This window comes from Elstera litoralis (assembly GCF_000963705.1).
Classification (GTDB): Bacteria; Pseudomonadota; Alphaproteobacteria; order Elsterales; family Elsteraceae; genus Elstera; species Elstera litoralis.
This window is the reverse complement of the sequence record NZ_LAJY01000360.1, coordinates 1-3,841: the sequence shown is the minus strand read 5'-3', so window position 1 is coordinate 3,841 and position 3,841 is coordinate 1. Positions and strand designations below refer to the sequence as shown.

Sequence of the window (3,841 nt, the reverse complement as noted above, 5' to 3'; positions counted from 1 at the left end):
GCAGAACGGTCGGGAATACGTCAGTCGGCGCGTCCAGCACCATCACGCCGCAGGCCTTGAACTTCGACACGGTGGCCGGGTCCAAGATCATTTTCATCGAATAGACCGGCGCATCGGCGGCGATATTTTTCACCTTGCCAACGTTATAGCCGATGCCGTTGGTGCCCCACATCCAGGGAATCGCGTGGGCATTATTCGGGTCGGCGGAGACCATCGCCTTCATAATATCGGGGTCGAGATTGCCGAGGTTCTTCAACTTGCTTTTGTCGAGCGGCTGATAGAGACCGGCGGCGACCTGCCGGGCCAGGAAGGGTTGCGCGGTCGGCCCGACCACATCATAGCCGGATTTACCGGCAGTCAGCTTGGCTTCCAGCACTTCCTGGCTATCGTAAACGTCGTAATTGACCTTAACGCCGGTGTCCTTGGTGAAGGCTTCCAGCACTTTCGGGTCGATATAGTCCGACCAATTGTAAACGTTGACGACTTTCCGCTGTGCGAGGGCGGCAGGAGCCGCAATCCCCAGAAGGCCGAGGCACAGAGCCGTCGTACCAGCCCAAAATTTAACCGTGTGCATCCCTGTCATCTCCTTGAAATAACCGGCTCTTCGGCCTTTTGCAGTTGCGAGACTTACCCTTAAGGCAGACGCCCTTGATGTCAACGCGCGGCTACACGTTGAGGAGCAAAAATTCCCGTTCCCAGGAAGAAATGACGCGCTGATAGGCGTCATATTCATGCTGCTTGACGGCGGTGAGCGCCTGCACGAAGCGCTCGCCCAGCACCTGCCGCAGCGGGCGCGAGCGGTTGAGCTTCTGCATCGCGTCGAACAAATGGCGGGGGAGGGTGTGCGCCATATCATAGGCGCTCCCCACCACCGGGTCGCTCGGCTCCAACTCTTCCACCATGCCGAGGTAGCCCGCCGCGAGCGAGGCCGCGATTGCGAGATAGGGGTTGGTATCGGCCCCCGCCACGCGGTTTTCCACCCGGCGCGCTTCCTGACTGGAGACCGGCACGCGCAGCCCCGTGGTGCGATTGTCGTGCCCCCATTGCACATTGATCGGCGCATCGGAAAAACGCTGCAAACGGCGGTAGGAATTGACGTTGGGGGCCATCAGCGGCAGCAGCGCGGGCAGATATTTCTGCAAACCGGCGATATGCGAGAGGAAGAGGGGCGAGTTTTCGCCATTGGCCAGCGCGAAGAGGTTTTCGCCGGTGGTGCTATCCAGCAGGCTTTGGTGAATATGCATCGAGCTGCCGGGCTCGTTATGCATCGGCTTCGCCATGAAAGTGGCATAGAGATTATGCCGCAGCCCGGTCTGCCGCACGGTGCGCTTGAACAGGAAGACTTGATCGGCCAGCGACAGGGCGGGGCCGTGGTTGAAGTTGATCTCCATCTGCGCCGCCCCGGCCTCGTGGGTCAGCGTGTCGATGTCGATTTCCTGCTTTTCGCAATAATCGTAAATATCTTCGAACAGCGGATCGAACTCGTTAACCGCGTCGATTCCGTAAGCCTGCCGTGCCGTTTCCGGCCGTCCCGAGCGCCCGATCGGCGGCTCCAGCGGGTAATCCGGGTCGGTGTTCGGCTTCACCAGATAGAATTCCAGCTCCGGGGCCACCACCGGCGTCCAGCCGCGCGCCTCGTAGAGCCGCAACACGCGGCGCAGCACTTCGCGCGGGGAGATATCGACGACGCGGCCATCGGCATAAACGCAGTCGGTAATCACCTGGGCGGTCGGCTCCGAATACCAGGGGACGAGGCGGATCGTGTCCGGGTCCGGGCGCAGGAACACGTCCGAATTGGCCGGGTTGGTAACGGTCTCGTCGGGCGGATAGTCGCCGCTGATCGTTTGCACGAAAATCGCTTCGGGAATCCGTAAGCCGCGATCCCCAAAACTGGTCAGGAATTTTTGCGCCGGGAGGATCTTCCCCCGGGGGATACCCGACATATCGGGCACCAGGCATTCGACTTCGGTGATTGCGTGTTGGCTGATCCACTCAGCAAAGCGGTCCATAAGGCCCTCGTTTGTCATCTGGGTTTGATCTTAAGCCGGATTGCGGCCAGAGGCTAGCGGCGGGATTGCGGCAGGGGTGCATTCTCATCGTTGCATCGCACGGGCACTTTCAGCCATGCTCGCGGTATGAAGCGCGTCGCTCCCCTTCCCCCGCCATCCTATTACGAAGCCTCGATTGCGCCGAAGCGCCCGCCGCGCGCCCGATTGCGCGGCGAGGTGGAGGTCGATGTCGCCATCTGCGGCGGCGGCATCTCCGGCATCAGTACCGCCCTGCATCTGGTCGAACGCGGCCTGCGCGTGGCGGTGCTGGAGGCGGGGACGGTTGGCAGTGGCGCGTCGGGCCGGTCGGGCGGGCAGATCCTCAATGGGTTCTCCGCGTCGCAACCGGCGCTGGAAGCGCGCTACGGGCTCTATAAGGCCCAGCAGCTTTACGCCCTATCGCTGGAGGCGGTGCATCTGGTCCGCGACCGGGTGGCGCGGCATTCGATTGCCTGCGATTTCATGGAAGGCGCGATCACGCTCGCGCTGAAACCGCGCCATCTGACCGAGTTTCGGGCGGAGGCGGCGCGCATGGCCGAGCATTACGGCCAGTCGAATTTGGAAGTCTGGGGCCTCGACCAAACCCGCGCGGCGGTTCACTCGCCGCTCTATTGCGGCGGGCTGTACGATCCCACCGGCTGCCATCTGCACCCGCTGAACTATACGCTCGGGCTGGCGCGGGCCGCCGAGGCGGCGGGGGCGATGATCTATGAGGAAAGCCGGGTTACGGCCTGGGCTTCCGGCACCCGCCCAATGTTGGCGACGGCGGAGGGCCGGGTTCATGCCAAAGAGGTGGTTTTCTGCGGCAATGCCTATCTTGGGCGATTGGTGAAGGACCTTTGGCCGCTCATTATGCCGGTGGCGAGCTGCATCATCGCCACCGAACCCTTGGGCGACCGATTGGAGACGTGTTTGAGCCGCCCGCTTTCGGCCTGTGATGCCAATATTGTTCTAGATTATTTCCGGCCCACGGGCGATGGCCGTTTGCTCTTCGGCGGGTTGGCGAATTACTCCGGGCGGGAGCCGCGCGATATTATCAAGGCGCTGCGCCCGCGCTTGCAGCGCGCCTTCCCGCAGATCGCCGACGCTAAGATCGAGTTCGGCTGGGGCGGGCTCATCGATATCACCCCTCGGCGCGAACCGCAGATGGGCCAGTTGGAGCAAGGCGTTTGGTTCGCCCACGGCTATTCCGGTCACGGTTTGGCGCTCGCAACCCTATCGGGGGCCTTGCTGGCCGAGGGGATTTGCGACCGTTCCGACCGGCTGGCGTTGCTTGAGTCTTTGCCGCGTCCCGCCTTCCCTGGCGGGCGCTTCCGCACGGCGGCCTTGGTCGCGGGGATGCTAGCGATGCGGTTAAAAGACGCACTCTAGTGGGATCATTGCGGCTCAAAAATGATTAAAACACGGTAAAAAATGCGACGCACGGATGACAATGCATGCAAAGCGCGTCATACTCATAAGATAACGAACGAAGCGACACAGAGATTGCAATGCGATGAGTATCACCGCGGATCGAACCGTAACGGCCGAAACGGCGCTTAAGCGCCTGATCGAGATCGGCACGGCGCTGGCGGCGGAGCGCAATCCCGATCGTCTGCTGGAGCAAATCATCGTTGGCGCGAAAGAGCTGTCGAATGCCGATGGCGGCACGCTCTATCTCACTACCGAAACCGATAGTTTGCGCTTCGTCATTCTGCGCAACGATACTTTAGGTTTCGCCAAAGGCGGCACGACAGGTGAGCCCGTGCAATTGCCGGAACTGCCGATGCACCGGCCGACGGCAGCCCCAATCA

At 61.8% G+C, this 3,841-nt stretch carries 3 protein-coding genes and 1 pseudogene; 2 read left to right on the top strand and 2 right to left on the bottom strand.

The genetic code is table 11. The annotated features are described in order from the left end of the window. Both VZ95_RS13615 and VZ95_RS13610 read right to left on the bottom strand, forming a co-directional pair. Positions 1–574: extracellular solute-binding protein (locus VZ95_RS13615; RefSeq protein WP_045776332.1), on the bottom strand; the 574-nt coding region annotated here is incomplete at its 3' end. Positions 575–665: 91 nt separating this feature from the next. Further along, positions 666–2,009: a glutamine synthetase family protein gene (locus tag VZ95_RS13610; protein ID WP_045776331.1), complete on the bottom strand. Its 1,344-nt coding sequence runs from the start codon at positions 2,007–2,009 to the stop codon at positions 666–668. A gap of 126 nt (positions 2,010–2,135) precedes the next feature. On the opposite strand from VZ95_RS13610, the gene VZ95_RS13605 reads away from it, so the two are divergent. Together VZ95_RS13605 and VZ95_RS13600 are read left to right on the top strand one after the other, a co-directional pair. Next, a complete protein-coding gene (locus tag VZ95_RS13605; protein ID WP_045776333.1) occupies positions 2,136–3,419 on the top strand; it encodes an NAD(P)/FAD-dependent oxidoreductase in 1,284 nt (427 codons plus the stop codon). Positions 3,420–3,543: 124 nt separating this feature from the next. Continuing rightward, positions 3,544–3,841, top strand: a pseudogene (locus VZ95_RS13600) (diguanylate cyclase); the annotation flags it as partial.